This window comes from Nocardioides sp. NPDC051685 (genome assembly GCF_044453405.1).
Lineage (GTDB): Bacteria > Actinomycetota > Actinomycetes > Propionibacteriales > Nocardioidaceae > Nocardioides.
The window spans coordinates 232814-248529 of sequence record NZ_JBITCR010000001.1 but is presented as its reverse complement, the minus strand read 5'-3'; the positions used below and the strand labels follow the sequence as shown (position 1 = coordinate 248529).

The following is a 15716-nucleotide window of genomic DNA, read 5'->3' as shown; positions in this document are numbered from 1 at the left end:
GCTGTGACACCAGGAAGGAACTGGGGCATGCGGTAAGAATGGCCCGTGATCCTCATCGACCCGCCGAACGTACCCAGTCGCGGCCGGATGTGGTCGCACCTGGCCAGCGACACCTCCTACGAGGAGCTGCACGCCTTCGCGAGCCGGATGGGGATCCCCGCCCGCGGCTTCGACCGGGACCACTACGACGTTCCTGCCGAGGCCTACGACGACCTGGTCGCCGCCGGCGCCGTCGAGGTCACCTCCCGGGTCCTGGTCTCCGCTCTCCTCGCCGCCGGCCTACGCCGCCGCAAACGCGGCACGCGCTGACTACTCGGCCGACGCGGGCGACTTCTCGCCCGGCGGGAGTGACGCCTCCGCCGGGGTGGACATCCGTCGGACGGCGAGCCAGATGGCCGCCGCGATCAGCAGGCCGAGACCGCCGCCGAGGACGAAGCCGCCCTCCCAGCCGATCAGGTCGATGGCGAACCCGGCGGTCGGGGCGCCGATGGCGCTGCCGAGGGTGATGGCCGAGCCGTGCCAGCCCATCACCTCGCCGCGTACGGTCGAGGGGACCCGGGTGGTGATCGCCTCGAGCGCGGCGGTCAGGGTCGGGGCGCAGAAGAAGCCGCTGAGCAGCAGCAGGGCGGCGAACGAGATCGGGCCCCAGGCGAACGCGGTGAGCACGGTCGACGCGCCCAGCAGGACCAGCATCAGCGCGGCCGGAGGGTGGCGGTTGAGGGCGCCGTAGATGAGCGCGCCCAGCAGGGAGCCGAGCGCCCAGATCGCCATCACGAGCCCGAGGAGGGCGGTGCGGTCGAAGTCGCGCATCGCGGCCACGGTGCCGAGGTCCTCGGCGATCAGGATGAGCGAGGCGGTGAAGGTGCCGGCCAGGAGGAGTACGACGCCCGGGTTCACCCACGACGGGAGCCCGAAGCGGCGCCTCGGAGCGACGGAGACACTGGGGACCGCGTCGCTCGGAACGGCCGGCCCGCCCTCGGTGATCATCGGGTTGAGGAGCCACAGCACGAGCGCGGACCCGATCCCGAGCCACTGGATCACCAGCAGCGCCCAGGAGGTGCCGAGGTAGCTGGCGCTGAGCACGCCGATGACGGGGCCGGCCATGAAGCCGAGCTCGGTCATGATCGCGTCGGCGCTGAGTGCCGCGGTGCGCTGCCGGGGCTCGACCGAGCGGAGCACGACCTGGCGCACGATCGACCAGGACGGCACGGTGAAGAGCCCGGCGACGGCGACCAGCGCGATCAGCGGAAGGTAGCCGACCCAGGGCGCGATCGACCAGGTGATCGGGAGGATGGCCAGCGGCAGCAGGAGCGTACGTCGCAGGCCGAGGCGGTCGAGGAGCCGGCCGAGCCAGGGCGCGGAGATCGCCATCGCGATCGCGAGGACGGTCGAGACCAGGCCGGCCTCGGCATAGGAGCGGTCCAGCGGGCCGACCACGTGAAGGGTCACGATGACAGAGGACGCCGGCATCGGGATCCGCAGGAACAGACCCAGCACGAGGATGCGGCGAACGTCGGGGATCCGCCACAGGTCGGCGTACGTCTGGAAGCTCACCTCGAGATTCTGTCACCGGTGAGCTGTTCGTTACGAATTGTTATCGGTCAGGTGACAGGTATGTGGTCAGGGTCTCCATCTCGGCCGAGATGTTGGCCCGCGCGGCGGCCTCCCAGCTGATCCTCGCGAAGGGCGTCGAGAAGAGCGACTCCTTCTCCAGCAGCCGCTCCAGGACCTGGGCGCGACCGACGCGGAACTCCTCGTCGGAGAGGTGCTGATACTCCTCGCGGACGGTCGCGACGTACTCCGCGTACCGCTCGGCCGGCGCCGCCAGGATCGCCAGATCGGCGTCGGAGAGCACCCGGCCGCCGTGGTCGTCGGGCTCCGGGTCGTGGGTCTCGGTCAGCCGCACCAGGCGAGCGACCTCGGCCACCGTGTCGGCGTCCAGGTGGGCGCCCAACGCGTCCTCGGCCCACGCGGCAGAACGCTCCTCGGCGTCGCGCTCCCCGTCGTAGACGGAGTCGTGGAAGAACGCCGCCAGGACGACCGTCAGCGCGTCGAAGCGCTCCCCCTCCTCCCGCAGCTCCTCGATCCGGTCCAGCACCTCGGTGAGGTGCCGGCGGTCGTGGTAGCGGCGGGTCGGTTCGTCGTACGCTGCCAGAACATCACCGAGAAGGTCGGTTGCGTCAGGCAGCGGCCAATGTCGGGGCAGCTCCATGGGCCATCACGCTAGCGTCAGGCGTGGTAGACGCGCACCCACCTGGTGTGCGGGTTGCCCTCGATCTTCTCCAGCGTCGTCGGCGGCACGCTGGTCGCGTCCGTGACCACGAAGCCGGTCTCGCCGGCGGTGGCGAGGTATTGACCGGTCACGTTGACACCCTCGGCGGCGAGCAGGTTGTTGAGCTCGGCGAGCACGCCCGGCACGCTGTCGTGCAGCAGCGCGAGGCGCGCGCCCTCACCCAGCGGCGGCGGCTGGACGGCGGGCAGGTTGACGCTCAGCGCGGTCGACCCGGACTGGATGAAGTCGCGCAGCTTGCCGGAGACGAACCAGCCGATCTCCTCCTGAGCCTCCTGCGTCGAACCGCCGACGTGCGGGGTCAGGATGACGTTGTCGAGACCCTGCAGCGGGCTCTCGAAGGCGTCGCCCTGGGCCTTGGGCTCGATCGGGAAGACGTCGAGCGCGGCGCCGGCGATGTGGCCCGACTCGATGTGCTTGCGCAGCGCGTCGTTGTCGACCAGGAAGCCGCGCGCCGCGTTGATGAACAGCGAGCGCGGCTTCATCTTCGCGAACTGCTCCTCGCCGAACATGCCCAGGTTGCCCGGGCGCCCGTCGATGTGGATGGAGACCACGTCGGCCTCGGCCAGGAGCGCGTCGAGGGACTTCATCCGGCGCGCGTTGCCGTGGGCCAGCCGGTCGGCGATGTCGTAGAAGATGACGTAGAAGCCCAGCGCCTCGGCGACGTTGGACAGCTGGGTGCCGATGTTGCCGTAGCCGATGATGCCGAGCGTGCGGCCGCGGACCTCGTGGGAGCCCTTCGCGGACTTGTCCCAGATGCCGGCGTGCATCTTCTCGGTCTTCTCCGGCAGGCGTCGCGCCAGGGAGATGATGTAGCCGATCACCAGCTCGACGACCGAACGGGTGTTGGAGTAGGGGGCGTTGAAGACGGCCACACCGCGCTCGGCGGCGGCCGTGAGGTCGACCTGGTTGGTGCCGATGCAGAAGCAGCCGATCGCCTTCAGGTCGGGCGCGGCGTCCAGTACCCGCGGGGTGATGTGGGTGTTGGAGCGGATGCCGAGCAGCGTCACCCCCGGCAGGGCCTCGACCAGCTCGTCCTCGGAGAGGGACTTGCTGCGCAGCTCGACCTCGAAGCCGGCCTTCTCGAGGTTCTCGACAGCGACGGGATGGATGTTCTCCAGGAGCAGCGCCTTCATGGCTCAAGCCTAAGACGCGAGCCGTACGCCTCCTCAATCCTGCCCGAGGGCCGGACGGCGGCGCGCCGCGGCCTCAGGACCAGTAGATGACGACCCCGTCGCCGATGGCGACCTGGTCGTAGAGCGAGGTGATGGCGGCGTAGTCGCGCACGTTGACACAGCCGTGGGAGGCGCCGTTGTAGCCGTTGGCGGCGAAGTCGGGGGAGTAGTGGACGGCCTGGCCGCCGGAGAAGAACATCGCGAACGGCATCGAGGTGTGGTAGATCGTCGAGACGTGGTCGCGGCTCTTGGCGAAGACCGAGAACTGGCCCTCACGGGTGGGCAGCTCCTGTGACCCGAACCGCACCTCGACGCTCATCCGCACCGTGCCGTCGATGACCCAGCGCAGCACGGACGTGGTCTTGTCGATGCACATCACCCGGCCGGTCAGGCAGCGCGGGTCCAGCTTGCCCGACGGAATCGGGGGCGGGGCGTTGGTCAGCTCGGCCTCGGTCGGCTCGCGGGTCATCGCGTGGAGACGGTCGAGGGTGGTCTGGTCCACGAAGCCGGTGACCGCGATGCCGCGCTTGGCCTGGAACCCCGAGACGGCCTCGGTGGTGACGTTGCCGTAGAAGCCGGTCACGCCCGCGTTGAACCAGCCGATCTGCTTCAGGCGCGCCTGCAGGTCGCGTACGTCGTCGCCGCTGTCCCCCTTGCCGAAGAGCCGCGGGCCCGAGGTCGGGGACGGCTTGGGCTTCGGCTTCTCGCTGGGAGTCGTCGAGGCGCTCGGCGAGGGACTCGTGGAGGGGGAGGCTGCGGCTTGTGAGGCCGTCGGCTCGGGCGGCGCGGCGGCCGGTTCTGCGGCGCAGGCCGCGAACGTCGTTGCCAGCAGGGCGGCAAGCGCCCCGGCGATCATTCCCCGCTTGACCATCTTCATCGCCTCGCTCCGGACCATGGCCCTTCAAGGTTAAGTCGGGCCGACGACATACTGATGGCCGAACCGGGTGCTCCGGTTGCATCTCTGCTGGAAATGTCCCGGATGATGGGACGATCTCAACGAAGGGGTCGCAGGAGCGGGCTGAACCAGCGACGCAGGGTCCGCTTCAGGCGGTGGCGCGAGCTGTTGCAGGCCACCAGCGGCAGGGTGAGACCGGCCCGGTCGGCGTCCGCCAGCTCGCGCAGCAGGATCTCCGCGGCCACCCGGGTGTCGTCGCCGGCGTCGTGTGCCTTCAGCTGCTCGACCGCGTAGTAGGCCGCGATCGTGGCCAGCGACTTGTCGGGCACCTCCAGCGCGAGCGCCTTCGCGAACCGCATCGTGCACAGCCACTCCAGGACGTCCAGCCGCACGCCCGCACGGTCGGACTCCACGGCCACGAACGCCCAGTCGAACGGGGCGTTGTGGGCGACGAAGACCCGGCCGGCCAGGCGCTCGGCGATCGTGGCGGCGACGTCCCGGAAGGGTGGGGCGCCGGCGAGGTCGGCGCTGGTCAGGCCATGGACCTCGACCGGTCCCGGGTCGACGCCGGCGCCGGGGTTGACCAGCGTCTCCCACTCCGACTCCGCGGTGCCGTCTGCGGAGATCTGACGGATCGCCACCTGGATCACGCGGTCGCGGTAGGGGTCGAGCCCGGTCGTCTCGACATCGAGGACCGCGTAGCCCCGTCGGTTTCCCTGGGCTTCGCTTCGGCCGCGTGATTCGGTGGTGGTCACGGTGCTGACGCTATCGGTGGGCACCGACAGTCCTGCCCGTGTCCCCTTCGGGCGAGCTAGCCGGTCGCCACGGCCAGGGCCACGACGCCGACGATGACGATCAGCAGGATGGCCATCGTGAGGACGAAGCCGAGGACGCCGGGCTTGCGCTGCTTGACGTGCCCGATCGCGCCCTTGCTGAAGCCGGTCATCGGCGAGGAGTAGAAGACCGGGACGGTCTGGCCCTCGGCGACGTCGAAGCTCAGTGCTGCCTTGCCGAACCGCCAGGTCCACTGGGTGTACATGTCGACATTCCAGTGCCCCGGCGGCACCGGGAAGACGTTGCGCCCGTACTGCGTCGGCATCTGGTGGCCGTTGAGCAGCACGGTCGGCACGATCAGGTTCGAGGTCATGTGGCTGCCCTGGATGGTCAGGTCGATCCATCCAACGGGCGGCTGTCCGGGCGCTGGCTGGCCCGACTGCTGCGGCATCGTCATGGGGCGATCATGCCGGATCCTGTGGGGTCAGACGTCGACGCTCCCGCCGTCGCGCCAGTAGAAGCCACCCTCGCGCATCATGAACCCCTCCTCGTAGAGGTAGCGGCGGAGTGCGGCGAAGTCGTCGTGGAACCGTCCGAGGATCTCGTTGACCTCGCGCTCGGGATAGACCTTCCCGGGCTCGAAGGACTGCGCGAGCTGGTTGAGCACGACCAGCAACCTGGCGTGCTTCGACGGGATCGTCAGCAGCCGCCCGTCCTTGCCGAAGAACCGTCGGAGGGTCTCGGCGTCGTCGGGTCGGGGCTGCCAGGTCGCGCGGGTCACCCATCCATCGTGCTCGCCGCATGCCCGGGATGCGAGTGGTTTCTCCGCTGCCGTGCTCGGGCGACGAGGTCGTGGGCGGCCGCCTCCCACGCGGGGAGCTCGAACTCGAAGCCGGCCTCGAGGAGCCGTCCCGGGGCGACGCGGCGGCTCTTGAGGAGCAGCTCGGTGTCTGTACGCATCACCCAGGCGCCGATCTCGGCCATCCAGGCGGTGGCGGGCAGCCCGATCGGCATCCCCGCCTCCTTGCGCAGCACGCGCATCAGGTCGCGCTCGGGCAGCGCCCCGGGGGCGGCCATGTTCACCGGCCCGGAGATGTCGGCGCGCTCGATGAGCAGATCGCAGGCGCGTACGAAGTCCCGCTCGTGGATCCACGAGACGAACTGGTCGCCGCCGGCGACCGGGCCACCGAGGCCGAGGCGGGCCATGGTGAGGAGTACGTCGAGGACACCGCCCTTGTCGGGGCTCATCACCATCGCCGAGCGGAGTGCCACCCGGCGGGTGTGCGGTGTCTCCGCCGCGGCCTGCTCGGCCTCCCAACTCTTGGCGATGCGTGTCGAGAACTCCCAGTAGGCAGGGGTGTCGGGCTCGCTGCCGCCGATGATGCCGGTGGCCTCGTCGTTGGGCGCGTCGAAGCGGTGGGCGTAGATCGTCGCGGTGCTCATCTGCAGCCAGGTGTTCGGCGGGTTGGCGGCCGTCGCGATCGCCTCGCCGACGACCCGGGTCGACTCGATCCGCGAGTCCATCATCTGCTTCAGGTTGGCATCGGTGTAGCGGCAGCTCACCGTCCGGCCGGCGAGGTTGACCACCACGTCTGCGCCGTCGATCTCCTCGGCCCACGGACCGATCGTCCGGCCGTCCCAGAGACGATGACGTACGCCTTCCTCCAGCTGTTCCGGGTGGCGCGAGAGCACCACGACCTCATGCCCTCGCGTGCTCCAGGCACGCCGCAGGATGCCTCCGACCTGGCCGGTTCCACCGGGGATGACGATCTTCATGGGAGCGACCATAGGACCTATTTGAGCGATCGCTCAAGATCTGCGCTACCTTAGATTTGAGCAATCGCTCAAATGACTCGAGGAGGCGTACGTGGCTGATCGGATGTGGTCTGTGTTCTGGGCGTTGTGCCGGTGGTGGTTCTTCGGGGCCGTGCTCGGTGTCGTCATCGGAGGAGGCGTGGGAAGTGCGCTGCTGCCGATCGCCGGGACGCTCTTCGGAGCCTGGTACGGCGGCATCGTCGGCGTCGTCGTGGGGCTGGTCGAGTCGGTACTGGTCGCGCCGGCGGTGCTGTTGCCGTCGTCGCCGGTCGTGGACCGGATCTGGCCCGGGCTCGTGGGATTCGGGATGACCTTCGCGCTGGGGTTCGCGGTGTTCATCGCGAATGAGGGGCCGGGCGAGGCGAGCGAGAACATCGGGGTCCTGCTGGTCATCGCCGGCCTGTCCGGTGTGCTGGCGGCCTGGTTCGGCGAGGCGGTGACGCGCGGCGTACGGATTCCGCTTCCGCACATGGTGATCGCAGCTGCCGCCCTAGGCGTGGTCTGCGGCGTCGCGAGCGCTGTGGTTGGCCTGTCCGATGCCGGGGCGTCCGAGCCGGGCGCCGTTGCCGGGGTCATGCTGTTGGGACTCGCCAGCGGAGGCATACTCGGCTCCGTGCTGATCCTCTTCGACCTGCTCGTCACCAAGGAGCCCGCCCGAGAATGAACCCCACCAAGGCCAAGCTGATGTCGGCGGTCACCGACCTGCTCAAGGAGGACGGGATCGCCGGTGTCTCGGCGCGCGCTGTCGCCGACCGCGCGGGGGTCAACCAGGCGCTGGTCTTCTACCACTTCGGAACCGTCATGGACCTGGTCGACCAGGCGTGCCGGGCGGCGACGGACGAGGCGGCGGCGTCCTACCGCGACGAGCTCGCCGAGGTGACCTCGCTGAGCGAGTTGCTGGAGCTCGGGCAGGTGCTTCACGAGCGGGAGCGGGCCGCGGGCAACATCACGGTGATGGCCCAGCTCCTGGCCGGTGCGCAGCGGGACAAGACGCTGGCCGAGACAGGTCGCTACGCGATGGGCCGGTGGAACGAGGAGATCGAGGCCGCGGTCGCTCGTGCTCTGGAGGGAAGTCCGGTCGAGGGTGTGGTGGACGCGCCTGGGCTGTCGCGCGCGATCAGCTCGGCGTTCATCGGACTGCTCATGTACGACGGTGTCGACCGCCCGGGCGCCGAGTCGGCCTTCGCCTCGCTCGAGCAGCTCGGCACGCTCGTCGAGGTCATCGAGGATCTCGGGCCGGCGGCCCGGCTCGTCCTTCGCTCCCGGCTCAAGGGCCGCGGCTAGCGCCGACCTGTCTCAGCCCGCCAGCGCGGCGCGGGCCATCACGAGGCGGTCGGCGCAGCGTACGGGCATGGTCTGCCAGTAGTAGGGGAAGGTCATGACGGCGATGAAGAGGGCCCAGCCGCGACTGCGGAGCCAGGTGGCGTCGTCGAGGTCGAGGATCCTGCGGAACTCGTCGCGGCCGGCGGCGTCGAGGAGCTCCCAGGCGCAGATCAGGTCGACGGTGGGGTCGCCGACGGAGAGGGCGCCGAAGTCGAGTACGGCAGTGAGGCGGCCGTCGCGGGCGAGGAGGTTCTCGGCGAGCAGGTCGCCGTGGAGCCAGTGCGTCCCGGCCTCCGCCGGGGGCAGGGCCATCACCTCGTCCCAGACGGACTCGACCGCGTCCAGGTCCAGCTCGAGATCGGCGAGCTCGCGACACTCCTTGAGGCGGAACCGGACGTCGGCGTCGAAGCCGGCGATCGGCTCACCGCGATACCAGCGCAGCTCGGGGTCGGCGAGCGCCTCCTGGGGCACCTCGGTCCGGCGGAGCCCGGCCACGACCGAGGCCAGGTCTGCGGCGGTGACGTCACTCGCGCCGGGGGCAGGCTTCTCGCCATCGAGCCAGCGCACCACGCTCCAGCGCTCGGGGTAGCCGAAGCCCGGCTCGCCGACCGTCACCACCTCGGGCGTAGCCACCGCGAGGTTGGTCGCGAAGCCGGGCAACCAGCGCGCTTCCTGCGTGATCATGGCTGATCCGCCGGGCTGCCGGGGGAGGCGTACGAGATGGTCCTCGCCCAGCCGGAAGAGCCGGTTGGTCGACCCGGTCGAGTCCAGCGGGCGGAGGGGAAGCTCTGCGTACGCGGCGAGGTCCCGCCTCAGCAGGGACCTCACCAGGTCCTCGTCGATCGTCAGCTCGTCGTCGTGCATCGGGGCGTTCATCGCGGCTGAGCCAACCATGCCGACGCCCGGCGGCGCGCATGATTTTCGCAGGCGTCAGACGAGGGTGATGGAGACGAGGGCGCGGTCGCCGACCTGGAGGTCCTCCTTGCGGCGTACGTCCTTCTTGATCGGCAGCGCATAGCCCTCCTGACCTGGGAAGACGGATGTCCTCCAGATGGTCGCGCCGATCCGTGCCTCGACCTTCACCGAACCGAAGCCGCGCGGCGGACCGATCGCGATCGATGCCTCCCGGATCTCCTCGGTGACCTCGGGTGGCGCGGTCACGAAGATCCAGGCGTCGGTCTCGCCCTTCCACGGCCACAGCTCGGCCTCGAACTCCCAGGTCTCCACGGCCCCATCCTCCCTCGGAAACCGTTGGGTCGCCTGCTCGGTCGCGGACTAGGGTGCGGCCATGGCCGCCCCTCGCTCCCTCGACCAGAGACTCGCCGACACCCGCGCGCGTCTGGAGAACGACGTCGACCTGTGGATCGCATCGGCCCACGACGCCCAGCCGTGGTTGGTGCCGATCTCGTTCGTGTGGTGGGAGGGCGAGATCTGGATCGCGAGCATGGGAGGGGCGCGTACGCAGCGCAACCTCTCGGCCTCTCCGGTCGTCCGGCTGGCGCTCGGCGAGCTGCGCGACGTCGTGATCGTCGACGGTCGTGCCGAGGTCGAGCCGATGGCGCAGACTCCGAAGCAGGTCCTCGAGATCTATGCGGCCAAGCAGGGCGGGGACCCGAGCAGCTGGGCCGACAGCCTGATCCGCATCCGGCCGACGAAGATCCAGGCCTGGCGCGAGTCGAACGAGCTCGACGGCCGTCATCTGATGCGGAACGGCCGCTGGCTGGACGAGGGTGGGCCGGATGGGAGCTGAGCTCACGCTGACCGAGGACACCTTCCGTGCGCTCGCCCGGTCGTCGCCGTGGCGCTTCTCCGCCCTGCACTTCACGTGGCGGGCGGGGACGGACGGCGACGTCGAGTGCTGGCTGCGCCGGCCCGGCCGGCTGCGGGTGCGTGACGCCGCGGGCGAGCGTGTCATCAGCGACGAGGCGACCACCGTTCCGGAGCCGGTGCTGCGCGACGACGGTCTCGTGGCGAGCCGGCCGCGTGCCTACACCCACGACATCGACGACCCGATGTGGCAGAACTACGTGTTCGTCTCGATGCTGGATCCCGAGGAACTCTCGGCCGACGTGGCGCTGAGCGACCTGCGTTCGGAGCCCCGGGCAGGCCGGGAGACATGGTGGGCGCGGGCCGTGCCGGGGGACGGGTACGAGCCGCGGTGCGGTTGTTGTCCGCTGCTGTGGTCGCGGGTCACCGACTGGTTCGAGTACGGCGACGGCGCCCCGGGGTGGGAGCCGCGGGCGGGCACGGTCTACCCCGAGGCGTACGACATCGCGCTGGACGTGGCGACCGGACTCGTCGTGCAGCTGAGCCCGGTCGGCGGCTCCCGGCCCGATCTCGGATTCGAGACCACGATCCACGAGGCAGAAATGTCGGTGCCCTCTGCTTAGGTGATGGGTGAGGACGACATCCGATCCAGACGGAGGAGATGTCATGACCATCAGCACGACCATCGATGAGGAGATCGACCGGCTCGAGGAGGAGCTCGGCGAGCGGCCTGCCTGTGAGTGCAGCTGTGGCAGCCCGGACAGCGACGCGGAGCCTTGTGGCGAGGTGGCGGCGTACGCAGTGACGGTGCTCTGTCCGGACGACCGCTGCACCCACACCTACCTGCTGTGCCAGGAATGCCGGGACCTGTGGGTGCAGAACTGTCCACCACCCCATCGGCTGCGCGTCGTGGCGTTGGGTTGAGGTCATGCCACCGGCAGCACCCAGACGTCGGCGACCGACGGGTCGTAGTCGGCGCCGGTGTCCTGGAACCGGATCCGCACCGAGCCGTCCGTGGTCAGTGTCGAGGGCTCGACCAGGAACTGGTGGGTCATGGTGCCCTGCCCGCCGCTGGTGCGGGTCAGGTCGACGCTGTGCGCGACCTGACCGTCGAGCTCGACGTCATAGGTCTTGCGTCGTGCACCGTCGAACGTCTCCACGATGCGGACCACGAACGCTCGATCCGTCGGCACCGCGGCGTCGAACTCGAACCAGCCGCCGGGGTAGGAGGAGTGTGTGTAGCGGCGAGTCAGCCCGGCCTCCTGGTTGGTCCCCGACCGTTCTGAGGCGGTCAGCCCGTGCGCCGTCTCCGAGCTCGCCTCACCCAGGTCGACATGATCGGTCGACTCCGAGGGTGGCGTTGCGAGTCCGACGGTCACGGTGGCGGCCGCCTGCTCGGTCGGGGTCGCTCCGGTCGCGACGGTCAAGGACACCGGGCCCGCGACCACGGTTCGCGGCACGACGACCTCGATGTCGACCTCGGCGTCCTGTCCTGCCGGGATCTCCAAGCCCTCCGGGTCCGCTGCCCAGCCCGTCGGGCCGGTCAGCGACAGCGCGCCGCGCTGGGTGACGTCGCTGCGGTTGTGCAGCCTGGCGGTGACGGTTGCCGTCTGGCCGCCATCGACCGACGCCGGAGCACTCGACGTCCCGGTGATCTGCACGCCCGCTCCGACCATCAGCGTGCTGCCTACAGGGAGCGTGGCGGTGCCACCGGAGCGGCTGTACGTCAGCTCGCCGGTCAGCTCGGTCGGTCCGACCGCGGCATTTTCGGGCACGGTGACCTCGTAGGCGTGCTCGACCCGTCCGCCGGCGGGCACGGTGCCGGCGGGCTCGCCGACCCGCTCCGCCGTCCATCCGTCCGGCAGGTCGAGCGTCGAGCTCAGCTCGCTCAGTGGCTGCTTGCCGCTGTTGTCGATGCTCACCGAGACGTCGACGACGTCACCTGGAAGGACCTCGTCGGTGGGGACCTGCAGGGTGGCGACGGCACCGACCAGTCGGGCCGATGCGCGCGACAGACTCTTCGCGATCGCCGCCACGTGATCGCGAAGGCCGGCCGCCGTCGCATCGGGGAGCACGCCGTTGTCGGCGTACATCTCGATGACCTGGCGCAGGCTGGCCGCCGCCGCGAGGGCGTGGTGGACCGCCTCGGCGACCCGCTCGTCGGCAGCGCCGCGGGTGGCGAGGTCCCACGCCCCGCCGATCTCCTCGCGCAGGGTCGCGGTCCGTTTCGTGAGGTCGCGCTTGGCCGCCTTGCCGGCGTTGCCGTCGAGCGGCAGTGCTGAGACCGCGGTGGCCGTTTCGGCGGCCCCGGCCCGGGCGGCCCCGAGGTCCCCGAGCGTCGGGGCGACCGCGAACCGGTAGCTGCCGGAGCCGACCTCCAGCACGACGACACCGTCGTCATGACGAACGAACTCGACGTCCTCCGCGTCCTCGATCGGCGATCCGTCCTCGGTCACCGCCCACCGGTTCGCGGCCGGGATCCGCACCTCGGCGGTCGTGTTCGCCGGCACCGTGACGTCCAGGGTCATCGGGCCGTCGTCGGTCGCCCAGGTGCTGCGTACGGTTCCGTACGGGGTCTGGAGACGGTAGTCGACGTGGTCGACACCCTCGCCCGGCTCCGGCGCGATCAACACCTTGCGATAGCCGGGCTCGGCCGCGGAGACGCCGGCCATCGTGCGGTACATCCACTCGCCGACGGCGCCGTAGGCGTAGTGGTTGAAGGAGTTCATGCCGACGTCGTTGAACGAGCCGTCCGGGTTGATCGAGTTCCAACGTTCCCAGATCGTGGTCGCACCCTTGCCGATCTCATAGCCCCAGGACGGGTAGTCCTCGTGCTGCAGCAGCCGGTAGGCGATGTCGGTGCGTCCGGCCTTGGTCAGGGCGGGCAGCAACCCGTCGACACCCAGGAACCCGGTGGAGAGGTGGTGGTCACGCCGCTCGAGCGTCTGCACGAACTGGTCGTAGACGGCGTCGCGACGGTCCTCTGGCTCCAGATCGTTGGTCAGAGTGAGGATGTACGCCGTCTGGCTGTCGCCCTTGACGGACCCGTCGGCGGCGATGAACGCCTGCTGGTACGCAGCCCGAATCGCCTCGTAGCGAGCCTGGTAGGCCGCCGCGTCGGCGTCCTTGCCGATGGCCTTCGCCATCTGCGCGAACTCGCGGGTGCTCTTCGCGACGAAGGCCGTGTCGAGGACGTCCGCGGGCGTCGGGTCGTCGAGGTTGAGCCAGTCCAGGTAGCCGCCGGCGGAGCGGATGTGGCCGGTCGAGTCGGCGTCGAGGAAGTCGACGTAGCGCTTCATCATGTCGTAGTTCTCCGTGATGACGCCGGTGTCGCCGTAGGCCTGCCACAGCGTCCAGGGCACGTGCACGCCCGCGTCCATCCAGCCGGCCGACTCGTAGCCGCCGTCGAAGCGGCCGGGGACGACCGGGGCGACGCCGGGCAGCGACCCGTTCGGGCGCTGGGTGTCGCGCAGGTCCTGCAGCCACTTGGTCAGGAACGACTCGGAGTCCATGTTGTAGACCGCCGTCCGGGCGAACACGTTGATGTCGCCGGTCCAGCCCATCCGCTCGTCGCGAGCGGGGGTGTCGGTCGGGATGGAGAGGAAGTTGCCGCGCATTCCCCACACGATGTTGCTCTGCAGCTGGTCGACCAGGTCCGAGCTGGTGTCGAGGGTGCTGGTGAGGTCGCCGTCGGTGCCCACCACGACGCCCACGATGTCGGAGGCGTCAGGTGCCTCGTCCAGCCCGGAGATCTCGACGTAGCGGAAGCCGTGGAAGGTGAAGGACGGCTCGTACGTCTCCGGTTCGTCCGAACCGAAGGTGTAGGTGTCCGTGGCCTTCGCGCTGCGGAGGTTGGCGGTGTAGAGGGTGCCGTCCGGGTTGAGCACCTCGCCGTGGCGGATGGTGACCGTCCGGCCCTTCTTGCCCTGCAGGGTGAGACGGACGTGACCGACCATGTTCTGGCCGAGGTCGTAGAGGTAGACACCGTCGGTCGGGGAGTCGATCCGCTTGGCGGTCTCGAGCTCCTCGGTGACGCGTACGGCGACCGCGGTCTGCGGCTCGAGCACGTCGGTCGGCTCGTCCCGTACGGCGACGGCGGCCCAGTCCGCGTCGTCGTAGCCGGCCTCGTCCCAGCCGTCGACCTCGGCCGCGCGGCGGGCGTCGTACCACTCGCCGTCGAGGAGGTCGGCCTCACGGGTGGGACCGCCGGTGGTGCGCCAGGTGTCGTCGGTGCGGACGACCCGGCTGGTGCCGTCGGAGTAGTCGACGACGAGCTCGGCGATCACCGAGTTGTCGGTGCCGTAGACGTCGGTGCCGAACATCGCGACCTTGCCGGAGTACCAGCCGGGTGCCACCTCGGCCCCGAGCACGTTCGATCCGGAACGCACCAGCTCGGTCACGTCGTAGGCCTGGTAGTCGATGCGCTTGTCGTACGCCGTCCAACCGGGTGCCAGCTCGGCGTCGCCGACCCGCTCGCCGTTGAGGCGCAGCTCGTAGACGCCGCGTGCCGAGGCGTAGACGCGGGCGCGGGCGATGCTCTTCTCGCCCAGGTCGACCTCCTTGCGCAGCAGCGGCACCGCGTCGTCGCCGCGCAGCCACGCCTCGCCGCCGGTGTTGTCGACGCGGAGCCCGCCGGCGGTGACGGTGCCGGCGGTGAAGGTGCGGTCGCCGGTCGGGAAGTCGGTGTCCACGAGGGTGGTGCCACCGGCGCTGGTGACGGTCACGTCGTGGACCAGTCCGTGCTCGGCGCCGTAGGTGCGGAAGCCCATGATCCCGGGCCCGGCGAACGTGGCGTCGGTGCGCTGGTCGAGCTGCTGGCCGTCGATCGTGGTCGTGATCGTGTCGCCGGCGACGGTGATCGCATAGTCGTGCTCCGCGGCGAAGTCGAAGCCGCTCGGGACCGGCTTCGCGGGCAGCACGGAGTAGCCGCCGTTGCGCTTCACGTGCGGACGAAGCGCGTCGTCGGACTCGCTGAACTGCCACATGTAGGCGTTCTCGGTGTTCTCGCCACGGAAGTAGACCCCGAGGGCCCCGCCGATGTCGGAGGCGGTGAACTCGATCGTGTAGTCGGTCCACTCCGCGCCCAGCTCGGGAGTCTCCGCACCGATCCAGTCCGCCGACCACGCCTCGTTCCCGAGGCCGGTCGCGAACGTCGCCGGCTCGCTCCACGCGGACGCTACGTCCTCGTCGTCCCAGACCCGCACCGACCACACGTAGTCCGTTCGAGGCTTCAGCGCGGGCCCGGCGTAGCGGACGTCGACGGACCGCCCGGACCTCACCTTCCGACTGTCCCACACGTCAGGCGAGGAGAGCCGGCGCTCCGAGGTCGCGACCCGGATCTGGTACGCCTTCTGGGTCACTCCGCGGCGGTCGGAGTCGAGCTGCCAGCCCAAGGTGGGGGCGGTCGTCGCGATGCCGAGGGGATCGACGAGCGCATTCGTACGCAGCTCCCTGACGACGGGGACGGTGCCCGTCACCACGTCTTCGGTCGATGGAGCGGCGCTGGCGGCGAGTGGGGGCAGTGCGGGCGAGAGGGCGATGGCGAGGGTGGCCGTGATCAGTCCGGCGATGTGTCGGCGCACGCGGAACTCCTGAAGTCGAGGAATTGAAACGCTTCAGAGAGTATGGCGCTCGTCACATTTGCTCGCAGTGAAATGGCCGCATCCGGCCACTGCTG

Annotated in this window: 17 protein-coding genes; 6 read left to right on the top strand and 11 right to left on the bottom strand. The window is 70.0% G+C overall.

Features of this window, described 5'->3' with window-relative positions:
* Positions 1-45 precede the first annotated feature (45 nt).
* Positions 46-309, top strand: a complete 264-nt coding sequence (locus tag ACIA03_RS01225) for a DUF4031 domain-containing protein (RefSeq protein WP_396978444.1) — start codon at positions 46-48, stop codon at positions 307-309.
* Here ACIA03_RS01225 and ACIA03_RS01220 read toward each other — a convergent pair whose 3' ends face one another.
* The 8 genes from ACIA03_RS01220 to ACIA03_RS01185 form a co-directional block, all read right to left on the bottom strand.
* Entirely contained in the window at positions 310-1554 is a 1245-nt protein-coding gene (locus tag ACIA03_RS01220; RefSeq protein WP_396978442.1) for an MFS transporter, read from the bottom strand. It abuts the gene before it with no gap.
* 40 nt (positions 1555-1594) lie between these two features.
* Positions 1595-2212 (bottom strand): hypothetical protein, encoded by a 618-nt coding sequence (locus ACIA03_RS01215; RefSeq protein WP_396978440.1) that lies wholly within the window; start codon positions 2210-2212, stop codon positions 1595-1597.
* Positions 2213-2229: 17 nt separating this feature from the next.
* Positions 2230-3426, bottom strand: a complete 1197-nt coding sequence (gene serA, locus ACIA03_RS01210; RefSeq protein WP_396978438.1) for a phosphoglycerate dehydrogenase — start codon at positions 3424-3426, stop codon at positions 2230-2232.
* 73 nt (positions 3427-3499) lie between these two features.
* Positions 3500-4360, bottom strand: coding sequence for a peptidoglycan-binding protein (locus ACIA03_RS01205; RefSeq protein ID WP_396978436.1), 861 nt, complete (start codon positions 4358-4360; stop codon positions 3500-3502).
* 98 nt (positions 4361-4458) lie between these two features.
* Positions 4459-5115 (bottom strand): exonuclease domain-containing protein, encoded by a 657-nt coding sequence (locus ACIA03_RS01200; RefSeq protein WP_396978434.1) that lies wholly within the window; start codon positions 5113-5115, stop codon positions 4459-4461.
* Positions 5116-5171: 56 nt separating this feature from the next.
* Positions 5172-5591, bottom strand: coding sequence for a hypothetical protein (locus tag ACIA03_RS01195; protein ID WP_396978432.1), 420 nt, complete (start codon positions 5589-5591; stop codon positions 5172-5174).
* A 27-nt stretch (positions 5592-5618) separates the two neighbouring features.
* A complete protein-coding gene (locus tag ACIA03_RS01190; RefSeq protein ID WP_396978430.1) occupies positions 5619-5915 on the bottom strand; it encodes a DUF2087 domain-containing protein in 297 nt (98 codons plus the stop codon).
* Complete coding sequence (locus tag ACIA03_RS01185) at positions 5912-6910, bottom strand: TIGR01777 family oxidoreductase (RefSeq protein ID WP_396978428.1); 999 nt, start codon at positions 6908-6910, stop codon at positions 5912-5914. Before ACIA03_RS01185 ends, ACIA03_RS01190 begins: the two co-directional genes overlap by 4 nt.
* Positions 6911-7001: 91 nt before the next feature.
* On the opposite strand from ACIA03_RS01185, the gene ACIA03_RS01180 reads away from it, so the two are divergent.
* Together ACIA03_RS01180 and ACIA03_RS01175 are read left to right on the top strand one after the other, a co-directional pair.
* Entirely contained in the window at positions 7002-7613 is a 612-nt protein-coding gene (locus tag ACIA03_RS01180; RefSeq protein WP_396978426.1) for a hypothetical protein, read from the top strand.
* Positions 7610-8233, top strand: a complete 624-nt coding sequence (locus ACIA03_RS01175; protein ID WP_396978424.1) for a TetR/AcrR family transcriptional regulator — start codon at positions 7610-7612, stop codon at positions 8231-8233. The genes ACIA03_RS01180 and ACIA03_RS01175 overlap by 4 nt, the downstream gene beginning before the upstream one ends.
* Positions 8234-8245: 12 nt before the next feature.
* Here the strand turns inward: ACIA03_RS01175 and ACIA03_RS01170 are convergent, their stop codons facing one another.
* On the bottom strand, positions 8246-9148 hold the full coding sequence (locus ACIA03_RS01170) for an aminoglycoside phosphotransferase family protein (protein ID WP_396978422.1): 903 nt from the start codon (positions 9146-9148) through the stop codon (positions 8246-8248).
* A gap of 54 nt (positions 9149-9202) precedes the next feature.
* Positions 9203-9499: a DUF1905 domain-containing protein gene (locus tag ACIA03_RS01165; RefSeq protein ID WP_396978420.1), complete on the bottom strand. Its 297-nt coding sequence runs from the start codon at positions 9497-9499 to the stop codon at positions 9203-9205.
* 61 nt (positions 9500-9560) lie between these two features.
* On the opposite strand from ACIA03_RS01165, the gene ACIA03_RS01160 reads away from it, so the two are divergent.
* From ACIA03_RS01160 to ACIA03_RS01150, 3 genes are read left to right on the top strand one after another with little or no spacing between them, the layout of a single operon-like run.
* Complete coding sequence (locus ACIA03_RS01160; RefSeq protein ID WP_396978418.1) at positions 9561-10022, top strand: pyridoxamine 5'-phosphate oxidase family protein; 462 nt, start codon at positions 9561-9563, stop codon at positions 10020-10022.
* Positions 10012-10662, top strand: coding sequence for a hypothetical protein (locus tag ACIA03_RS01155; RefSeq protein ID WP_396978416.1), 651 nt, complete (start codon positions 10012-10014; stop codon positions 10660-10662). Before ACIA03_RS01160 ends, ACIA03_RS01155 begins: the two co-directional genes overlap by 11 nt.
* Positions 10663-10705: 43 nt before the next feature.
* Complete coding sequence (locus tag ACIA03_RS01150; RefSeq protein WP_396978414.1) at positions 10706-10963, top strand: hypothetical protein; 258 nt, start codon at positions 10706-10708, stop codon at positions 10961-10963.
* 2 nt (positions 10964-10965) lie between these two features.
* Here ACIA03_RS01150 and ACIA03_RS01145 read toward each other — a convergent pair whose 3' ends face one another.
* A complete protein-coding gene (locus tag ACIA03_RS01145; RefSeq protein ID WP_396978412.1) occupies positions 10966-15621 on the bottom strand; it encodes a family 78 glycoside hydrolase catalytic domain in 4656 nt (1551 codons plus the stop codon).
* Between the last annotated feature and the right edge of the window lie 95 nt (positions 15622-15716).

What these genes read in the sequence shown, in the direction of transcription:
- ACIA03_RS01195 (WP_396978432.1), bottom strand. Translation starts at nt 5,591, where the DNA reads ATGACGATGCCGCAGCAGTCGGGCCAGCCAGCGCCCGGACAGCCGCCC.
- ACIA03_RS01160 (WP_396978418.1), top strand. Translation starts at nt 9,561, where the DNA reads ATGGCCGCCCCTCGCTCCCTCGACCAGAGACTCGCCGACACCCGCGCG.
- ACIA03_RS01215 (WP_396978440.1), bottom strand. Translation starts at nt 2,212, where the DNA reads ATGGAGCTGCCCCGACATTGGCCGCTGCCTGACGCAACCGACCTTCTC.
- serA (WP_396978438.1), bottom strand. Translation starts at nt 3,426, where the DNA reads ATGAAGGCGCTGCTCCTGGAGAACATCCATCCCGTCGCTGTCGAGAAC.
- ACIA03_RS01185 (WP_396978428.1), bottom strand. Translation starts at nt 6,910, where the DNA reads ATGAAGATCGTCATCCCCGGTGGAACCGGCCAGGTCGGAGGCATCCTG.
- ACIA03_RS01170 (WP_396978422.1), bottom strand. Translation starts at nt 9,148, where the DNA reads ATGAACGCCCCGATGCACGACGACGAGCTGACGATCGACGAGGACCTG.
- ACIA03_RS01205 (WP_396978436.1), bottom strand. Translation starts at nt 4,360, where the DNA reads ATGGTCCGGAGCGAGGCGATGAAGATGGTCAAGCGGGGAATGATCGCC.
- ACIA03_RS01150 (WP_396978414.1), top strand. Translation starts at nt 10,706, where the DNA reads ATGACCATCAGCACGACCATCGATGAGGAGATCGACCGGCTCGAGGAG.
- ACIA03_RS01175 (WP_396978424.1), top strand. Translation starts at nt 7,610, where the DNA reads ATGAACCCCACCAAGGCCAAGCTGATGTCGGCGGTCACCGACCTGCTC.
- ACIA03_RS01155 (WP_396978416.1), top strand. Translation starts at nt 10,012, where the DNA reads ATGGGAGCTGAGCTCACGCTGACCGAGGACACCTTCCGTGCGCTCGCC.